This is a genomic window from Pseudoalteromonas sp. HL-AS2 (assembly GCF_031198805.1).
In the GTDB taxonomy this organism is placed as follows: Bacteria; Pseudomonadota; Gammaproteobacteria; order Enterobacterales; family Alteromonadaceae; genus Pseudoalteromonas; species Pseudoalteromonas nigrifaciens.
In genome coordinates, this window is sequence record NZ_CP133571.1 from 2,710,266 (window position 1) to 2,727,081 (window position 16,816).

Here is a 16,816-nt window from a genome sequence, read left to right on the forward strand (position 1 = left end):
GCACTAACCAATAAGTGACACCACATGCGAGTTCCTCATATTTATCAGGCATCGAGTATTGCCTTAAACACTCCCGTTACATTAGATGACGACGCTGCAGGGCATATTGGCCGAGTATTGCGAATGAAAGTAGGCGAGCACGTGTCTATTTTTAATGGTGAAGGCGGTGAATACCTTAGTGAAATTATTGAGGTGACTAAAAAAAATGTCGTGGTTATGCCACAACAGCTAAATACTCATGATGTAGAGTCGCCCTTAAAAATTCACTTAGGCCAATGCGTATCCCGTGGCGATAAAATGGATTTTACCATTCAAAAATCGGTGGAACTGGGCATTACCGAAATCACCCCTATTTTTAGTCAGCGTTGCGGCGTTAAATTGATGGGCGATCGACTTGATAAAAAACACCAACAATGGCAAAAAATAGCCATAGCCGCCGCAGAGCAATCTGGGCGTAATTTTGTACCTGTTGTTCATCCGCCGGTAGATCTAAAGCAATGGCTTGCACAGCAAAGTGCAGCAATTAAGCTCACTTTGCATCCACGTGCCGAGCACAGTATCAAAACAATTACCGTCCCAAAAGATGGCGTACGCTTTTTAGTTGGCCCTGAAGGCGGCTTTACTGATGAGGAAATGGCGCAAACAAAGCAACAAAACTTTGTAGATATTCGCTTAGGCCCGCGCGTATTACGCACCGAAACAGCAGCATTAACTGTTTTAAGTGCATTACAGCTGCAGTTTGGCGACTTAGCTAATTGAAATAACTAAAAGTACCCACATATATATATTAATATTCATATTAAGGCACAGCGCATGGCAATTAAGTTAGGCATTATTTCAGATCCTATTAGCGGATTTAATATTAAAAAAGACACTGGTTTTGCAATGATGATGCAAGCGCAAGCACGTGGCTATGAAATTTACTATATGGAAATGGATGATCTTTCACTACGCCAAGGTCAGGCATATGCTACAGCTGCAAAAGCACAGGTTTTTGACGATCCAAACAATTGGTACCAGCTTGAGCAAAAAACCACTATTGCACTTGGCGATTTAGACGTTATTTTAATGCGTAAAGATCCCCCTTTTGATACCGAATACATATACGCAACGTATATTTTAGAGCGTGCCGAACAAGCAGGTACACTCATAGTTAACAAGCCACAAAGCCTGCGCGACGCAAACGAAAAGCTGTTTACAGCTTGGTTTAGCGAACACACGCCCGACACTTTAGTAACGCGCAGCCAAAAGCAAATTCGTGAGTTTTTAGCGCAGCATAAAGACATTATTTTAAAACCGCTTGATGGCATGGGTGGCGCGTCGATTTTTAGAGTTAAAGCAGACGATGCTAACATTGGTGTAATTTGTGAAACATTAACCGAGCACGGCAGTCGCTTTGCCATGGTACAAAATTATGTTCCAGAGATCACTCAAGGCGATAAGCGCGTATTGGTTGTTGATGGCGAAGTAATTCCATATTGCTTGGCGCGTATTCCACAAAACGGAGAAACACGCGGTAACTTAGCCGTAGGTGGACGCGGCGAAGCACGTCCTTTAAGTGAATCCGATTTAAAAATTGCACAAGCTGTGGCACCAACACTTAAAGAAAAAGGCCTAATTTTTGTCGGCTTAGATATTATTGGCGACAAATTAACCGAAATTAACGTAACCGCACCAACCTGTGTTAAAGAAATTGAAGCGGCGTACGATATTTCAATTACGGGTATTTTATTTGACGCAATTGAAAAACGACTCGCTAAATAAGTTAGCGTTATTAAAAGCGCTTTCATATTGTAAGGTTTAAGGTATTCATTATTTTTAAATCGTATGAAAGTGCTTATTTTGTTTTAAAAACATGGGTATGTGCCATACTAAAAATTCATTAACTAAAAAGGGTGAAATCTATGCAGTCATTAGAAAATCATTTTTTAATCGCAATGCCGTCGATGCAAGACCCTTTTTTTAAACGTGCTGTTACCTATATTTGTGAGCACAATGAAGACGGGGCTATGGGCTTGGTAATCAACCAACCTATTAATATTACCGTAGGTGAGTTACTCGATAAAATAGAAATTGATAACGACAAAACTCAGCAAGCAGCGCAAGTTAGCGTATATGCTGGCGGGCCGGTTAAAACCGACCGTGGTTTTGTACTGCACTCTCCAAAGCATGGTTACTCTGCGAGCCAAACGCTCAGCAGTGATATCATGATCACCACCTCTAAAGATGTACTCGCTTCGTTAACCACAGCACAAGCACCTGAACAATTTATTATTACTTTGGGCTACTCTGGCTGGGAGCAAGGTCAATTAGAACAAGAGCTATTGGATAATAGCTGGCTGATAATTAAAGCTGATCCGAAAATTATTTTTGACACCCCCGTTGAAAAACGCTGGGAAAAAGCAGTTTCTATGCTCGGCTTTGATATAAGCCAACTCAGCCCTGAAGCTGGTCATGCTTAACAAGATAAACTTATGACAAAAAAAAACTTCAAGCCGCAAGGCCAGCGTACTGTAATGGGCTTTGACTTTGGCACCAAAAGTATTGGTATTGCTATAGGTCAAGAGCTCACTGGCAGCGCATCGAGCCTTAAAGCTGTAAAAGCACAAGATGGCATTCCTAATTGGGATGACATAGCAGTACAAGTAAACGAATGGCAGCCCGATTTAATGGTGGTGGGTTTACCGCTAAATATGGATGGCACCGCCCAAGAGGTAACTTTTAAAGCTAAAAAGTTTGCTAATCGATTACACAATCACTATGCCATACCGGTAGAAACACAAGATGAGCGCTTAACCACCGCCGATGCTAAAGCGCGCTTGTTTGAGCAAGGCGGTTATAAAAACTTAGGCAAAGGCAAAGTAGATAACATGTCTGCGGTGATTATTTTAGAGAGCTTTTTTGAAACAAGTTACGGTGAGTGAAAATATTAGGTGTTAGGCTTTGAATATCAGAGCTTTTAAGCTGATACCCAAAGCCTTCTCTTTAACTTAACTAATATTGCCTTTATCATCAAGGCCATCAATAGTGACCCCTTGTAAAAAGCCCGCCCCTTGCTGCTCATTGTTGCGCAGCTTTATCATTAAGCGCAAATCGTTCGCCGAATCGGCATGGTGCAATGCATCTGCATAATTGATTCGTTGCTGTTTATACAGCTCAAATAAGGCCTGATCAAAGGTCTGCATACCCATTTCTTTCGATTTAGCCATGGTTTCTTTAATACCGCCTATATCACCATTTTTAATTAGCTCTGCAACCATAGGTGAATTAAGTAATATTTCAATAGCAGCAACTCGACCTTGCCCGTCAGATGTGGGGATCAGCTGCTGGGCAATAATAGCGCGTAAATTTAATGCTAGATCGTACTTAAGCTTATCGTGCTTTTCTTTTGGCACTAAATGCATGATCCGATCTATCGCTTGGTTAGCGTTGTTTGCATGCAAGGTAGCCACACATAAGTGCCCTGTTTCTGCAAAGCTTAATGCATACTCCATGGTTTCTTGTGAGCGTATTTCGCCTATTAATATTACGTCGGGTGCTTGGCGTAACGAGCTTTTAAGCGCTGACTCAAAACTTTCGGTATCTAGCCCTACTTCGCGTTGAGTAATAATACTTTTACGGTGTTCGTGTACAAACTCAATCGGGTCTTCAATGGTTAATATATGTCCGCGCTGATTACGGTTTCTATAGCCAATAAGTGCAGCAAGTGAGGTTGACTTACCCGTACCGGTTCCCCCCACAAATAGCACTAAACCACGTTTCGACATAATCACATCGGTAAGTGTAGACGGCAGCCCAAGTTCGCCAATTTCAGGTATTTTAGTAACAATACGACGAATAACCATGCCCGCTTTATCGCGCTGCCAAAATGCCGAAACACGAAAACGTCCTTCGTCAGTGGCAATCGCAAAGTTGCATTCTTTCGTTGTATGAAACTCGGCTTTTTGTTTTTCACTCATTGCCGACTCAACCAACTCAAGTGATTGCTCATCGCTGAGCGGCTCATCATCAAGCGGGGTTAATTCACCATTAATTTTAGCGCTGATAGGCAGTTGGCTTGAAACAAATAAATCAGAGCCTTTTTTATCTATCATTATTTGTAAAAAGTTATTTAAAGATAAAGCCATTAGTATTCCTTAACCACCGAACTGAGTTTTGTCTTGCGCTTTAGCTTGCGCTGCAATATTGGTAACAATGCCATGATTAACTAAGTTTGTTAAACATTGATCCATCGTTTGCATTCCATGCGAAGCGCCAGTTTGAATAGACGAGTACATTTGCGCCACTTTATCTTCACGAATTAAGTTACGAATAGCAGGTACTGCAAGCATAATTTCGTGAGCAGCTACTCGCCCACCGCCAATTTTTTTAAGCAGGGTTTGCGAAATTACCGCACGTAATGATTCCGAGAGCATAGAGCGGATCATGGCTTTTTCTTCACCTGGGAATACATCTATAATACGGTCAATGGTTTTAGGTGCAGAGGTGGTGTGCAAAGTGCCAAATACTAAGTGACCAGTTTCGGCTGCTGTCATTGCCAGGCGAATGGTTTCCAGATCACGTAATTCACCAACTAATATTACATCTGGATCTTCACGAAGTGCACTGCGTAGCGCATTTTTAAAGCTATGTGTGTCGCGATGTACTTCTCGCTGATTAATCAGACTTAATTTGTTATCGTGGACAAACTCTATTGGATCTTCAATAGTGAGAATATGGTGATGTTTTGTTTGATTTATATAATCAACCATAGCCGCTAATGTTGTCGACTTACCTGACCCTGTAGGGCCAGTTACTAATACTAAGCCGCGAGGATTATCGGCAATGGTTTTAAAAATATCGGGAGCACCTAAATCATCTAGTGTGAGCACTTCACTGGGGATCGTACGAAATACAGCGGCTGGGCCACGATGAGTATTAAAGGCATTAACACGAAAACGTGCTAAATTAGGCACTTCAAATGAAAAATCCACTTCGAGATTTTGTTCGTAGTCCTTGCGCTGGTTATCGTTCATAATATCGTAAACTAGGTTGTTTACATCTTTGTCTCCTAGTGCTGGTATATTAATACGCCGCACATCACCGTCTACGCGTATCATAGGTGAAACCCCTGATGATAAATGTAAATCGGATGCTTTGTGTTGCACACTAAACGCCAATAATTCGGTAATATCCATTTATGACTCCACAACTAACTGATAAATATATGGTTACAATAGCAGAACGACTCACATCCGCCTACGCTAGAATTGCAGTAGCGGCAAAAAACGCCCAACGAAATAGTAACGAAATAACCTTACTTGCAGTATCAAAAACCAAACCAAGTGCCGATATTATTGCAGCCTACAAGCATGGCCAACGCCAATTTGGTGAGTCTTATGTTCAAGAGGCTGTAGATAAAATAGCGCAACTACACGCATATAGCGATATCATTTGGCATTTCATTGGCCCTATTCAATCAAATAAAAGCGCATTAGTGGCCGCCAATTTTGCTTGGGTACAAAGTGTTGATCGGATTAAAATAGCGAAACGCTTAAACAGCCAACGACCAGCCGATAAAGCCGCGCTTAATGTGCTTATTCAAGTAAATATTAGTAATGAAGAGGCTAAGTCGGGTTGCCAGCTTAATGAAGTAGCCGAACTGGCCAGTTTTATTAACCAATGTGAACAATTAACTTTACGCGGTCTAATGGCTATTCCGGCTAAAAGCGATGATATTACAACGCAAACTCAATATTTTAAGCAATTACAAACTTGCTTTGATAAACTACAGACCCAATATCCTCAAGTAGATACTTTGTCGATGGGGATGAGCAATGATGTTGAAGCTGCAATTAGTGCAGGCTCAACCATGGTGAGGATCGGCACAGACATTTTTGGCACACGAACTTAAAAGGTGATAACAGATATATGTCAGATAAAACAATCGCATTTATAGGCACAGGTAATATGAGCTACGCTATTATTGGTGGCATGGTAAAAAATGGGTTTAATGCAAACAATATTATTGCCACAAACCGTAACCAAGAAAAGCTGGCCAAAGTGGCAGCCGATTTCAAGGTGAAAACCACCAGTGACAATAACGAAGCCCTGCGCGATGCTGACGTAATTGTACTTTCTGTTAAACCACAAATGATGGGCGATTTATGTAAATCGTTTCAAGAGTCGGGTGTCGACTTTAGCGATAAACTGTTTATTTCAGTAGCAGCTGGTTTAACCGTAAAACGTTTGCGCGAAATGCTTGGCCAAGACGTGAAAATGATACGTTGTATGCCTAATACACCTTCGCTACTTGGCCGTGGTGTATCCGGTTTATATGGCGCTGGCGAAACGCCAAGCGAGCACGAATTTGTACAACAAGTTTTTGAATGCACTGGCATTGTAGTGTGGGTTGAGCAAGAATCGCAAATTAACGATATTATTGCAGTTACAGGCTCATCGCCTGCTTATTTTTTCTTATTTATGGAAGCCATAGAAGAGAAAGCCAAAGCACTGGGCTTTAACGATGCAGATGCACGTCGCTTAGTACAACAAACAGCACTTGGCGCTGCCGAAATGGCACTAAGCCAACCCGATATAACCATTTCGCAGTTACGCTCAAACGTAACATCTAAAGGTGGTACTACGCATGCAGCCGTTGAACATTTAAAAGATAAAGGCTTAACCCAAACCGTTGCCGATGCCATGGATGCGTGTATTACGCGTGCACAGCAAATGGAACAAGAACTTTAAGAAGGTTAAATTATGAATGCCATGCAATTTTTAATCAGTACCCTGTTTGACTTATTTTTAATGGTGGTATTACTGCGTTTCTGGCTACAGTGGGCAAAAGCCGACTTTTACAACCCAATGAGCCAATTTGTGGTTAAAGCCACCTCGTTCGCGGTAAAGCCACTGCGTAAAATTATTCCTGGGTTTGGAGGCCTTGATTTAGCCTCGCTATTGCTGGCATTTTTTGTTGCCGCAGCCAAAATAAGCGTGCTTATGTGGCTTATTTATAAGTCATGGGCTATACAACCTGTACTTATTCAAGCATTAATCACCGTACTAAAAGAAGGTTTAAATTTAGTTTTTTGGGTACTTATTATTCGCGCTATTTTAAGCTGGGTTAGCCAAGGCTATAACCCAATAGAAGCGGTATTCCACCAGCTAACTGAACCTATGTTAAAACCTATTCGTAAAATTCTACCGCCGCTAGGTGGCTTAGATTTATCGGTTTTAGTGCTTATTATTGGTATACAGTTTTTACAAATGCTGCTTATGGATTTATTAGTTTAAGCACTTATTTTAGCTAAAGAGGTCACTAGACCTCTTTTTTATGTTTTAGGAGTTAATGATGCAACGGTTAATTAAATTGTTTTTTATTACCTGTTTAGCTTTTACCTTTAATGCTCACAGTGAGCAAGTTTCCGGCGCACAGTACAAAGAGCTAGGTCAGTGGCAAGTACATTACATTGCTTTTCCTTCAACCTTTGTGCAACCTAAAATAGCCCAAGCTTATGGTCTTGAGCGTAGCGGCTACAAAGGGATTGTTAATATATCTATATTAGCTAACGATGCCGATAACACAGCGCAAAAGGCCGTATTAAAAGGCACAGCTAAAAATTTACTTGGCAATAAACAAACGCTTAACTTTAAAGAAGTAATTGAAGGCGATGCAATTTATTACCTTGCTCAAGTTAACTACACTAACGAAGAAGTTTTACGTTTTGAGATTGAAATACAGCAAGACTCACAATTTCAAAAATTACAGTTTCAGCAAAAATTTTACGTAGATTAAATAACTTATGATAAAAACTTTAGTACTTGCCACAGGCAACCCTGGCAAAGTAAATGAACTTGCAAACATGCTCAGCCCGCTCAATATTAATGTTGTGCCGCAAAGCGACTTTAACGTAGGTGAAGTGGCCGAAACCGGTACCACTTTTGTAGAAAATGCCATTATTAAAGCCCGCCATGCAGCCAAAATTACCGGTATGCCTGCTATTGCTGATGACTCTGGATTAGAAGTTGATGGTTTAAATGGTGCGCCAGGTGTGTACTCTGCGCGCTTTGCCGGAGCAGGTGCAACTGATCAAGATAACATAGATAAGCTACTACTTGAGCTGGATAATAACCCAATTAGAACAGCACGCTTTTGGTGTGTACTGGTATTAATGCGTCACGCTAATGACCCAACTCCGCTTATTTGTAGTGCCAGTTGGGAAGGTGAAATAACCCTAACCCAAAATGGCGAAGGCGGCTTTGGCTACGACCCGGTATTTTTTGTACCTACGCTTAATTGCACCAGTGCCGATCTGACAAAAGAGCAAAAAAATGCCATTAGCCATCGCGGTCAAGCATTACAAAATTTACTACAGCAACTTAAGCTAAAAGGCGGCCTGTGAACCTACCACCACTAAGCTTATATGTGCACGTTCCTTGGTGCGTGCAAAAATGCCCATATTGCGACTTTAATAGCCACGGACAAAAAGGTGAAATTCCTGAAGCTGAATATGTGCAGCATTTAATTGATGATTTAAAAGCCGACCTGCATTTAGTCCAAGGGCGTAAAATTCATAGTATTTTTATTGGTGGTGGCACACCTAGCTTATTAACTGGCGCAGCTTACACACGCCTACTTAGTGAAGTTAAAAGCCTTATTGGGCTTGAAGATAACTGCGAAATAACTCTTGAAGCAAACCCTGGCACTGTTGAAACTGGCCGCTTTAAAGATTATGTAAAAGCAGGTATTAACCGCATTTCTATTGGTGTGCAAAGCATGCAAAACGACAAGCTTAAAGCGCTTGGCCGTATTCATGGCAGCGACGAGGCAAACTACGCCGCAGAGCAAGCTAAAGAAGCGGGGTTAAATAGCTTTAATCTTGATTTAATGCATGGCTTACCTGGGCAAACTCTCGATGATGCACTGGGTGATTTAAAGCAAATCATTGCCCTTAACCCGCCGCATATTTCTTGGTATCAGCTTACTATTGAGCCCAATACACAATTTGCTTCTAAGCCGCCTACCCTGCCACAAGACGAAACCCTATGGGACATTCAAGAGCAAGGCCAAGAGTTACTTGCCCAAGCAGGTTACCTGCAATACGAAATATCAGGCTATGCAAAGCCTGGCTATCAATGCCAACACAACTTAAATTATTGGCGTTTTGGCGATTATATCGGTATTGGTTGTGGCGCGCATGGTAAGGTAACTGATGCAAATACAGGCATAATAACCCGCACCGAAAAAGTTAAGCACCCGCGTGGTTACATGGATCTGATCAAACCTTACTTGTTTAAAAGCTGGCAGGTTGAACAAGACGATTTAGCATTTGAGTTTTTTATGAATCGCTTTCGTCTAGTAGAGCCTTGCCCTATTAACGACTTTAATGCGCTTACACAGCAGCCATTACAAAGCCAACAACACGCGCTACAACAGGCAATTAAAACGGGCTTATTAATACAAACCGATAGCCATTGGCAAGTAACACTGAAAGGTCAGCGCTTTTTAAATGATCTGCTAGAGTTATTTGTTTAACTCTAGGTTCTAGGTTCTAGGTTCTAGGTTCTAGGTTCTAGGTTCTAGGTTCTAGGTTCTAGGTTCTAGGTTCTAGGTTCTAGGTTCTAGGTTCTACAAAATTATAATAATAAATTTCTAACATCAAGAGGATAAATAATGCGTAAATTTACTTTTATTGCAGCTGCAGTAAGCGTTGCACTACTTGCTGGTTGCCAGCAAGCTACACAACAAGTAACAGCAGCACCTGCGGTACAGGCACAACCAGTACAAAGCGAAATAAACAAAGCAAATACATTTTTTGAAGATACCTTTACTCGTGACGTAATGAGCAGCCCTGTGTATCAAACTTACATGGGTATTAAGCAAGATTACGACAAGTGGGACGATGGTAGCGAAGCTAAAAAATTAAAAGATTTTGCACAAACCAAAGCTGATTTAGTAACGCTTAATAGCATTAATCGTGCTCAGCTTGATGATGCAACTAAAGTAAGTTACGACTTAAAAAAGCAAGATCTTGAAAACTCAATTGCTGACTTCAAATGGCGTTACCACAGTTACCCGGTAAACCAAATGTACGGCACTCACTCTATGATCGCGGCATTTTTAATTAACCAGCATCAAGTAAGTGATGTAAAAGACGCTAAAGCGTATATATCTCGCTTAAACGGTGTGCCAGCAGTATTTGATCAGTTAATTACTGATTTAGAAGTACGTGCTGAAAAAGGCATTATTGCCCCTAAGTTTGTATTCCCGCATGTTATCGACTCAAGTAAAAATATTATAAAAGGCGCTCCATTTGAGCAAGGCGACGACTCTACATTGCTTAGCGACTTTAAACGCAAAGTTAATAAACTAGAAATCAGTCAAAGCGAAAAAGACAGCCTAACAGCTGATGCAGTAGATGCTTTAAAGTCGGCGGTTAAACCTGCTTACTCTAAACTGATTAATTATATAGCCCAACTTGAAAAGCGCGCAGATAACCGCGACGGTGCATGGAAATTTCCTGATGGCGAAGCGTTTTATAACAATGCGTTAAAGCGCACCACCACCACAGACCTAACAGCAAAAGAAATACACGCTATTGGCCTTGCTGAAGTAGCTCGTATTCATGACGAAATGCGCGCCATTAAAGATAAAGTAGGTTTTAAAGGCGATTTAGCCGCTTTCATGCAGTTTATGAAAACCGACAAGCAGTTTTATTTACCTAATACTGATGCTGCTAAAGAGCAATATATTAGCCAAGCAACCGACCTAATTAATAATATGAAGTCGCGTCTTGATGAGTTATTTATTGTAAAACCAAAAGCCGATATGATAGTAAAACGCGTTGAGGCATTTCGTGAAAAAGCAGCTGGCAAAGCGTTTTATCAACAACCGGCACCAGATGGCTCTCGCCCAGGTGTTTACTACGCTAACCTTTACGACATGGAAGCTATGCCTACTTACCAAATGGAAGCACTAGCCTATCATGAAGGCATTCCGGGACATCATATGCAAATTGCTATTTCGCAAGAGCTAGAAGGCGTGCCTAAGTTTCGTAAATTTGGTGGCTACACTGCTTATATTGAAGGTTGGGGTTTATACTCTGAGCTAGTACCAAAAGAAATGGGCTTATACGAAGACCCATATTCTGACTTTGGTCGCCTTTCGATGGAATTATGGCGCGCAGCACGTTTAGTGGTTGATACAGGTATTCACGCTATGCAGTGGAACCGCCAACAAGGTATTGATTACTACGTAAATAACACACCTAATGCGACCTCTGACGGGGTTAAAATGGTTGAGCGTCACATTGTAATGCCATCGCAAGCAACTGCTTATAAAGTGGGTATGCTGAAGATTTTAGAACTACGTGAAAATGCAAAGCAGCAACTAGGTGATAAGTTTGATATTCGCCAGTTCCACGACGTAGTGCTTAAAAATGGCCCAGTACCACTTAACGTACTAGAAAACTTTGTTAATCAGTGGATAGCAAGTAAACAAGCTTAACTTGTAATAACTCAGTAACAATATAGAAGGTCGCTTATGCGGCCTTTTTTTGTTTTATAAGCCAATTGTTTAAGCTAGAGTAGGTAACCTGAGCTCCGGATAATAAAATTAAATATAACTATGATTCAATACATTAGTAAATCTCTTAACCAGTGTTCAGGCTAGGTAATAATAAACTAAGGAGATAAGCCATGGAATTATGCATACAATTACTTAACGCACGCCTTGCTAAGTATCAACTCGACGAGCTTGATAACGACTTTAAGCAGTTAACGCCTGCTCAGCAAGCAAGCCAATTAATGCACTTGTATCAAAGCGCGCAGCGAATGAGTGTTAAATATAACTTTATGCAAAATGTGGCAATCCGTATTTTAACCAGTAACCCTTTACCAACATCGTTTATTAGCCAACTAAGCACCCTAGACGCATTAAGCTTTTTTACACCTGCGCTTAAAGTTAACAAGGGTTTTTTGGCGCAAAATGAGGCCGGTAACACTGTGTTGCATACTGTATTTAAACACCCTGATGCAGATAATTTACCGTTTAACTATGTACGTTCGTTAATGTTATTTGAATCTAACGATGACTTACTAAAAGCGCTGGCACAGCCTAACCTGCAAGGGTTAACGCCAGTTGCCTGTTATATTGCTTATGCAAATAAACCGACTACGCCAATAAAGCATGAGTTCTCGGCGCTACTCGCATTAATGGAAATGGAGCAAAAGCAAAATGCACAAGCAAAACAGCAATTATTAAATGTATTACAAAGCAATACGGTAAACGAAACCACGCTTTTATTAAGCGCTGCCTATTTACAGCGCTCAATAACTCAAGTGATTAATTTACTTAGTCAGAAAGATAATATTCAACACTCGTAACCACGCGAATATTTTTGATTTGCGGCGTATTAGAGTCACGATCACTAATGCTAAATTGCCCTTGGCGAGCCGTTTTTATTTTACCTAATTTTGAATTTGAGTCTTTGGCAAATTTAGTCGCAACTTCACGGGCTTTTTCGGTGGCCTCTTGTACCATTGCTGGTTTAATGTCGTTTAAACCAGTGAACATATACTCCACACGGGTTTCGTAGTTATCTTGCACTATGGCAATATTTTGCTTAGCCAGCTGACTTACCTTGCTCAGGGCATTTTTTACTTTGTCGGGCGCATTTGAATAAACAATAATATTAGAGCGCACTATATATCTAAATTGTTGATTTTCGCTGCCGTATTCGCGAGCTTGTTTATCTATAATTGATTGGCTGCCAGTGCTAATTTCTTCATCATCAAAGCCGTGTAACTTTAAAAATGCAATTACTGCATCGTTTTTACCCTCAACTCTACTCACTAACGCTTCTAAGTTATTGTCGGCATCACTAAATTGCAGTGGCCAGATCACGGTATCGGCCAGCACTTCTTGCTCAGCCAATCCTTTTACTTGTACGGTACGTTCCATACCTTTGATATCAAGCGCAGCACCTTTTAAAATAAATCCTAAGCTAATTAGGCCTATACTTAAACAAATAGCCGCAATAACAATATTAAAGTTAGATACTTTATTCATTAAAACTCCCTTGTTAAGCGCCTAAAACAACCCTAAACGCTCGAAAATATAATATAAACAGAGTACATTGTGAAATAATAGATAGCAAAGATTAATCAGCATAGGAAAAGCCATGAGTCTCAAGCGTATCAGTCAGTTTTTTAACCCAAGCTCGGTAGCCGTTATTGGTGCATCTAACACGCCAACCCGCGCTGGTTATGTAGTTATGCGCAACTTATTGCAAAGTGGTTTTAAAGGGCCAATTATGCCAGTAACGCCAAACCACACTGCGGTGCATGGTGTACTGGCATACCCTAGTATTGATGCTTTGCCAAAAGTACCTGATCTCGCGGTTATTTGTACTAATAAAAACACTTTAGATCTTATTATTGAGCAACTTGGAAAACTGGGCTGTCATAATGCCATCATCATTGCTGACGGCTTAAGTAACGCACAAAAACAAACTTTAAAAGAGTGCGCACGTAGCCATCAAGTTACGCTGTTGGGCCCAAATTCTTTAGGGTTATTAATTCCTCATATTGGCCTAAATGCCAGCTTTTCACATACCGTAGCGAGCCCTGGCAAACTCGCTTTCGTTTCACAATCGGCGGCAGTGTGCTCAACCATTTTAGATTGGGCAAAAAATAAAGAAATTGGCTTTTCTTACTTTGTGTCAATGGGCGATTGTCTGGATATTAAATTTACTGAATTGCTCGACTTTTTAGGTCGCGATGCTAAAACTACGGCTATTTTGCTCTACATAGATAACATTGAGGACAGTCGCAGCTTTATTTCAGCCGCTCGAGCGGCTGCTTTTAGCAAACCCGTAATTGTAATTAAAACGGGCAGGACCCATGCGGGCGCTATTGCCGCTGAAGCTCAGTCGGGAATAGCGCATAGCTCGGATGCGGTATACGATGCTCTATTTCAGCGCGCGGGTATGTTAAGAGTAAACGATTTACGCGAGCTATTTGCTGCAACGCAAACATTAGCCATGCACCCAAAATTATTAAAAGTAGAGCAGCTCACTATTTTAACCAATGGTGGCGGCCCTGGCGTAATGGCAGTAGATGAGCTAATACAAAGTTCAGGTAAATTAACGCAATTGAGTGAAGAGACATGTGATGCACTCAATAAAGTAATTCCTCGCTCAGAGAAGGCCTCAAACCCGGTGGATATTTTTGGTGACTCAGCCCCGAGCCGCTATAAGCAGGCGTTAGAAATTCTACTTAAAGCTCCTGAAGTAAAAAACTTACTGATTATTCACACTCCATCTGCGCTAGCACCTAGCGAAGACTATGCAAATATTATTGTTAAAACCTTACAAGCACTCCCAAAAATGGCGCGCCCGTATGTTATTACTAACTTTACCGGTGAAGATGCCGCCTATGCTGCTAGGCGTGTTTGCGCTAATAACGCGATCCCAACTTATCGCACTCCCGAGGGCGCTGTTGGGGCCTTTATGCACTTAGTTAGTTATCGACGCAATCAAAAGCATTTAACCCAAACACCTGAGTCGAATACCGTAGATACAAAAATTAATAAGTCGGCAGCTAAAGCCTTAGTAAATGAATTTTTAGAAGAAGGACAAAGTTATTTACCGACCCATCAAGCGAGCCAAATTTTAAGTCATTACGGTATTGAGTGTATTCAAACCGAAGTGGCTTACACGCCAACAGAAGCAAAAGAGCAAGCCATTGAGTTAGGGTTTCCGGTGGCGCTAAAATTAATTAGTCCAAGCATTCCTTCAAAATCTGAAGTGGGTGGCGTAGTGCTTAACTTAAATGACGCCCAAGAAGTAGAGCAAACTGCTTTTTCGATGTTATTAAGAATAAAGAACACTTATCCCGATGCCATTATTGATGGTTTTTCGCTACAAAAAATGGCGCCGCGTGCCGGAGCCAACGAGCTGCGAATAGCAATAAAAACCGAGCCTAATTTTGGTCCCGTTATTTTACTAGGAGAAGCAGGCACCGGTCTTGAATACGCACAAGCAGCAGTAGCTTTGCCCCCGCTAAATATGAACCTAGCAAAATACTTAATTGCCGCGGCGCACGATAAAGGCGTACTAAAGGATCGTATTCTACCTGAAAAAGTAGATAAATATCGGCTCTGCGCACTGCTTACTCGCATCTCGCAGTTAGTAATTGATCAGCCCGACATTAGTTCCTTAGAGCTCAACCCTATATTAGCCAGCAATGGGCAATTTTTAGTGCTGGACGCCACCATGACCATTAACCGCTATCGAGTGCAAACGCATCGTAAACGTTTATCTATTCGCCCCTACCCGATTGAATTGGTAGAGGCCGTAACGTTAAAAAATAATACCCAAGCGACGCTGCGCCCAATTAAACCAGAAGATGAGCAAGCACATCAGCAGTTCGATCAGTCTTTAACTAAAGAGGATCGCTATAAACGATTTTTTGGGGAGTTAAGGCAGTTTAATCACGACCAACTCGCTAAAATGACGCAAATAGATTACGACCGTGAAATGGCCTTTATTGTATCTCAAACATATCAAGGGCAGCCTCGTACTCTTGGCGTATCGCGCGTTATTATGGATCCTGATAATTTACAGGCCGAATTTGCCGTTGTAGTGCGCTCAGACTGCCAAGGCCTTGGCCTAGGTCGTATATTAATGACAGCCGCAATTGAGCACTGTAAGCGCCAAGGAGTTAAATCTATTGAAGGGATTACTTTACCAGAGAATACCGGCATGATTGAGCTTGCGCGTAAATTGGGCTTTAAAATAAGCCGCGACTTTGAAGAAGGCAGTATAAATATGGTACTTAAACTATAAATGAACTATATACGAAAACTTAGACAAAAAATTGCGCACACTTTTGAAGCCTCTGGAGAGTATCAGCGCGCGGGGCACATACTTGATGTAATGCTGGTTTGTCTCATAATGGTCAACGTAGTTGCCATTGTCCTTGAGTCTGTATCGAGTATTGCTAAGCAGTACCATGAAGAATTTTTCTTATTAGAAATTGTTTCCATAACTATATTTTCTATTGAATACATAATACGGCTTTGGACCTGTGTAGACAGAGTTAAATATGCAGCTATTGAGGGCTCAAATACCAAACGACGCTTGCACTATATTTTTTCGCCTTTAGCATTAATTGATTTAATTGCTATATTACCTAGCTTATTGATGTTTTTCTTTATGCTAGATTTGCGCTTTTTACGAGTTTTAAGGTTACTGCGAGTATTTAAGTTAACCCGTTATTCGCGTGCTATGCAGTTGCTGTTACAAGCATTTATTGATGAAGGCAGTACACTTTTAGCGGCATTTTTTATTATGGCCGTGGTGCTTATTTTAGCCTCTTGTGGTATTTACTTGCTTGAACACGATATACAGCCCGATAAATTTGGCTCTATCCCTGCGGCAATGTGGTGGGCTATGGCAACGCTAACTACCGTAGGTTACGGCGACGTAGTGCCCATAACACCTATTGGTAAACTATTTGGTGGGGTAATAACCCTAGTGAGTATGGGAATGGTTGCAGTGCCTACCGGTTTACTTGCATCGAGCTTTTCAGAGCAAGTACGCAAACGCCGTCAAGTATTCGAAAATGCAGTACATGAACAGATCACTAACGGCACTCTCAGCGAGGAGCACCTCAGTCACCTTGAAGATCTGCGTTACAAACTAGGGCTGAGTAAACTAGAGGCCAATAAAGCCATAAAAGTTCAGCTTAACGAGCGCAGCGAACACATGTTTTGTAGAAACTGTGGCAAGCGCCCATAAATAGGTTAAAAGTAGTTGTCAGCTTTTAG

At 41.3% G+C, this 16,816-nt stretch carries 17 protein-coding genes; 14 read left to right on the forward strand and 3 right to left on the reverse strand.

The genetic code is table 11. The annotated features are described in order from the left end of the window. Positions 1-24: 24 nt before the first annotated feature. The 4 genes from rsmE (at position 25) to ruvX (ending at position 2,924) form a co-directional block, all read left to right on the forward strand. Complete coding sequence (gene rsmE, locus RB215_RS12665; protein ID WP_011329246.1) at positions 25-759, forward strand: 16S rRNA (uracil(1498)-N(3))-methyltransferase; 735 nt, start codon at positions 25-27, stop codon at positions 757-759. Positions 760-813: 54 nt separating this feature from the next. Further along, positions 814-1,764 carry a glutathione synthase gene (gene gshB / locus RB215_RS12670; protein WP_089368758.1) on the forward strand — a complete coding sequence of 317 codons (951 nt, stop codon included), beginning with the start codon at positions 814-816 and terminating at the stop codon, positions 1,762-1,764. A 140-nt stretch (positions 1,765-1,904) separates the two neighbouring features. Next, a complete protein-coding gene (locus tag RB215_RS12675) occupies positions 1,905-2,462 on the forward strand; it encodes a YqgE/AlgH family protein (RefSeq protein ID WP_058374183.1) in 558 nt (185 codons plus the stop codon). Between the two features lie 12 nt (positions 2,463-2,474). Next, the gene (gene ruvX, locus RB215_RS12680) at positions 2,475-2,924 is read left to right on the forward strand and encodes a Holliday junction resolvase RuvX (RefSeq protein ID WP_011329249.1); all 450 of its coding nucleotides are present in this window, start codon (positions 2,475-2,477) and stop codon (positions 2,922-2,924) included. 66 nt (positions 2,925-2,990) lie between these two features. Here ruvX and RB215_RS12685 read toward each other — a convergent pair whose 3' ends face one another. Beyond that, positions 2,991-4,127: a PilT/PilU family type 4a pilus ATPase gene (locus RB215_RS12685; protein WP_011329250.1), complete on the reverse strand. Its 1,137-nt coding sequence runs from the start codon at positions 4,125-4,127 to the stop codon at positions 2,991-2,993. 9 nt (positions 4,128-4,136) lie between these two features. Then, on the reverse strand, positions 4,137-5,177 hold the full coding sequence (locus RB215_RS12690) for a type IV pilus twitching motility protein PilT (protein ID WP_041454575.1): 1,041 nt from the start codon (positions 5,175-5,177) through the stop codon (positions 4,137-4,139). A 2-nt stretch (positions 5,178-5,179) separates the two neighbouring features. Here RB215_RS12690 and RB215_RS12695 point away from each other — a divergent pair, with 2 nt between their 5' ends. The 8 genes from RB215_RS12695 to RB215_RS12730 all read left to right on the forward strand — a co-directional run bounded on the left by RB215_RS12695 (position 5,180) and on the right by RB215_RS12730 (position 12,369). Further along, complete coding sequence (locus tag RB215_RS12695; protein ID WP_011329252.1) at positions 5,180-5,893, forward strand: YggS family pyridoxal phosphate-dependent enzyme; 714 nt, start codon at positions 5,180-5,182, stop codon at positions 5,891-5,893. 17 nt (positions 5,894-5,910) lie between these two features. Further along, entirely contained in the window at positions 5,911-6,732 is an 822-nt protein-coding gene (gene proC / locus RB215_RS12700) for a pyrroline-5-carboxylate reductase (protein WP_011329253.1), read from the forward strand. 12 nt (positions 6,733-6,744) lie between these two features. Beyond that, positions 6,745-7,278 (forward strand): YggT family protein, encoded by a 534-nt coding sequence (locus RB215_RS12705; protein WP_058374186.1) that lies wholly within the window; start codon positions 6,745-6,747, stop codon positions 7,276-7,278. 58 nt (positions 7,279-7,336) lie between these two features. Beyond that, entirely contained in the window at positions 7,337-7,780 is a 444-nt protein-coding gene (locus tag RB215_RS12710; protein WP_182676591.1) for a DUF4426 domain-containing protein, read from the forward strand. A 7-nt stretch (positions 7,781-7,787) separates the two neighbouring features. After that, positions 7,788-8,387, forward strand: a complete 600-nt coding sequence (gene rdgB, locus RB215_RS12715) for an RdgB/HAM1 family non-canonical purine NTP pyrophosphatase (protein ID WP_309216517.1) — start codon at positions 7,788-7,790, stop codon at positions 8,385-8,387. Next, the gene (hemW, locus tag RB215_RS12720) at positions 8,384-9,520 is read left to right on the forward strand and encodes a radical SAM family heme chaperone HemW (RefSeq protein WP_011329257.1); all 1,137 of its coding nucleotides are present in this window, start codon (positions 8,384-8,386) and stop codon (positions 9,518-9,520) included. The genes rdgB and hemW overlap by 4 nt, the downstream gene beginning before the upstream one ends. Before the next feature lie 138 nt (positions 9,521-9,658). Continuing rightward, positions 9,659-11,491, forward strand: coding sequence for a DUF885 family protein (locus RB215_RS12725; RefSeq protein WP_011329258.1), 1,833 nt, complete (start codon positions 9,659-9,661; stop codon positions 11,489-11,491). A 191-nt stretch (positions 11,492-11,682) separates the two neighbouring features. Continuing rightward, positions 11,683-12,369 carry a hypothetical protein gene (locus tag RB215_RS12730; protein ID WP_192531892.1) on the forward strand — a complete coding sequence of 229 codons (687 nt, stop codon included), beginning with the start codon at positions 11,683-11,685 and terminating at the stop codon, positions 12,367-12,369. Here the strand turns inward: RB215_RS12730 and RB215_RS12735 are convergent. Further along, a complete protein-coding gene (locus RB215_RS12735; protein ID WP_011329260.1) occupies positions 12,338-13,054 on the reverse strand; it encodes an SIMPL domain-containing protein in 717 nt (238 codons plus the stop codon). The two genes, RB215_RS12730 and RB215_RS12735, sit on opposite strands and share 32 nt — an antisense overlap. A 112-nt stretch (positions 13,055-13,166) precedes the next feature. Between RB215_RS12735 and RB215_RS12740 the strand changes: the two genes are divergently transcribed. Both RB215_RS12740 and RB215_RS12745 read left to right on the forward strand, forming a co-directional pair. After that, positions 13,167-15,833 (forward strand): bifunctional acetate--CoA ligase family protein/GNAT family N-acetyltransferase, encoded by a 2,667-nt coding sequence (locus RB215_RS12740; protein ID WP_011329261.1) that lies wholly within the window; start codon positions 13,167-13,169, stop codon positions 15,831-15,833. Continuing rightward, complete coding sequence (locus RB215_RS12745; protein ID WP_011329262.1) at positions 15,834-16,787, forward strand: ion transporter; 954 nt, start codon at positions 15,834-15,836, stop codon at positions 16,785-16,787. It begins immediately after the preceding gene. The last annotated feature ends 29 nt before the right edge of the window (positions 16,788-16,816 follow it).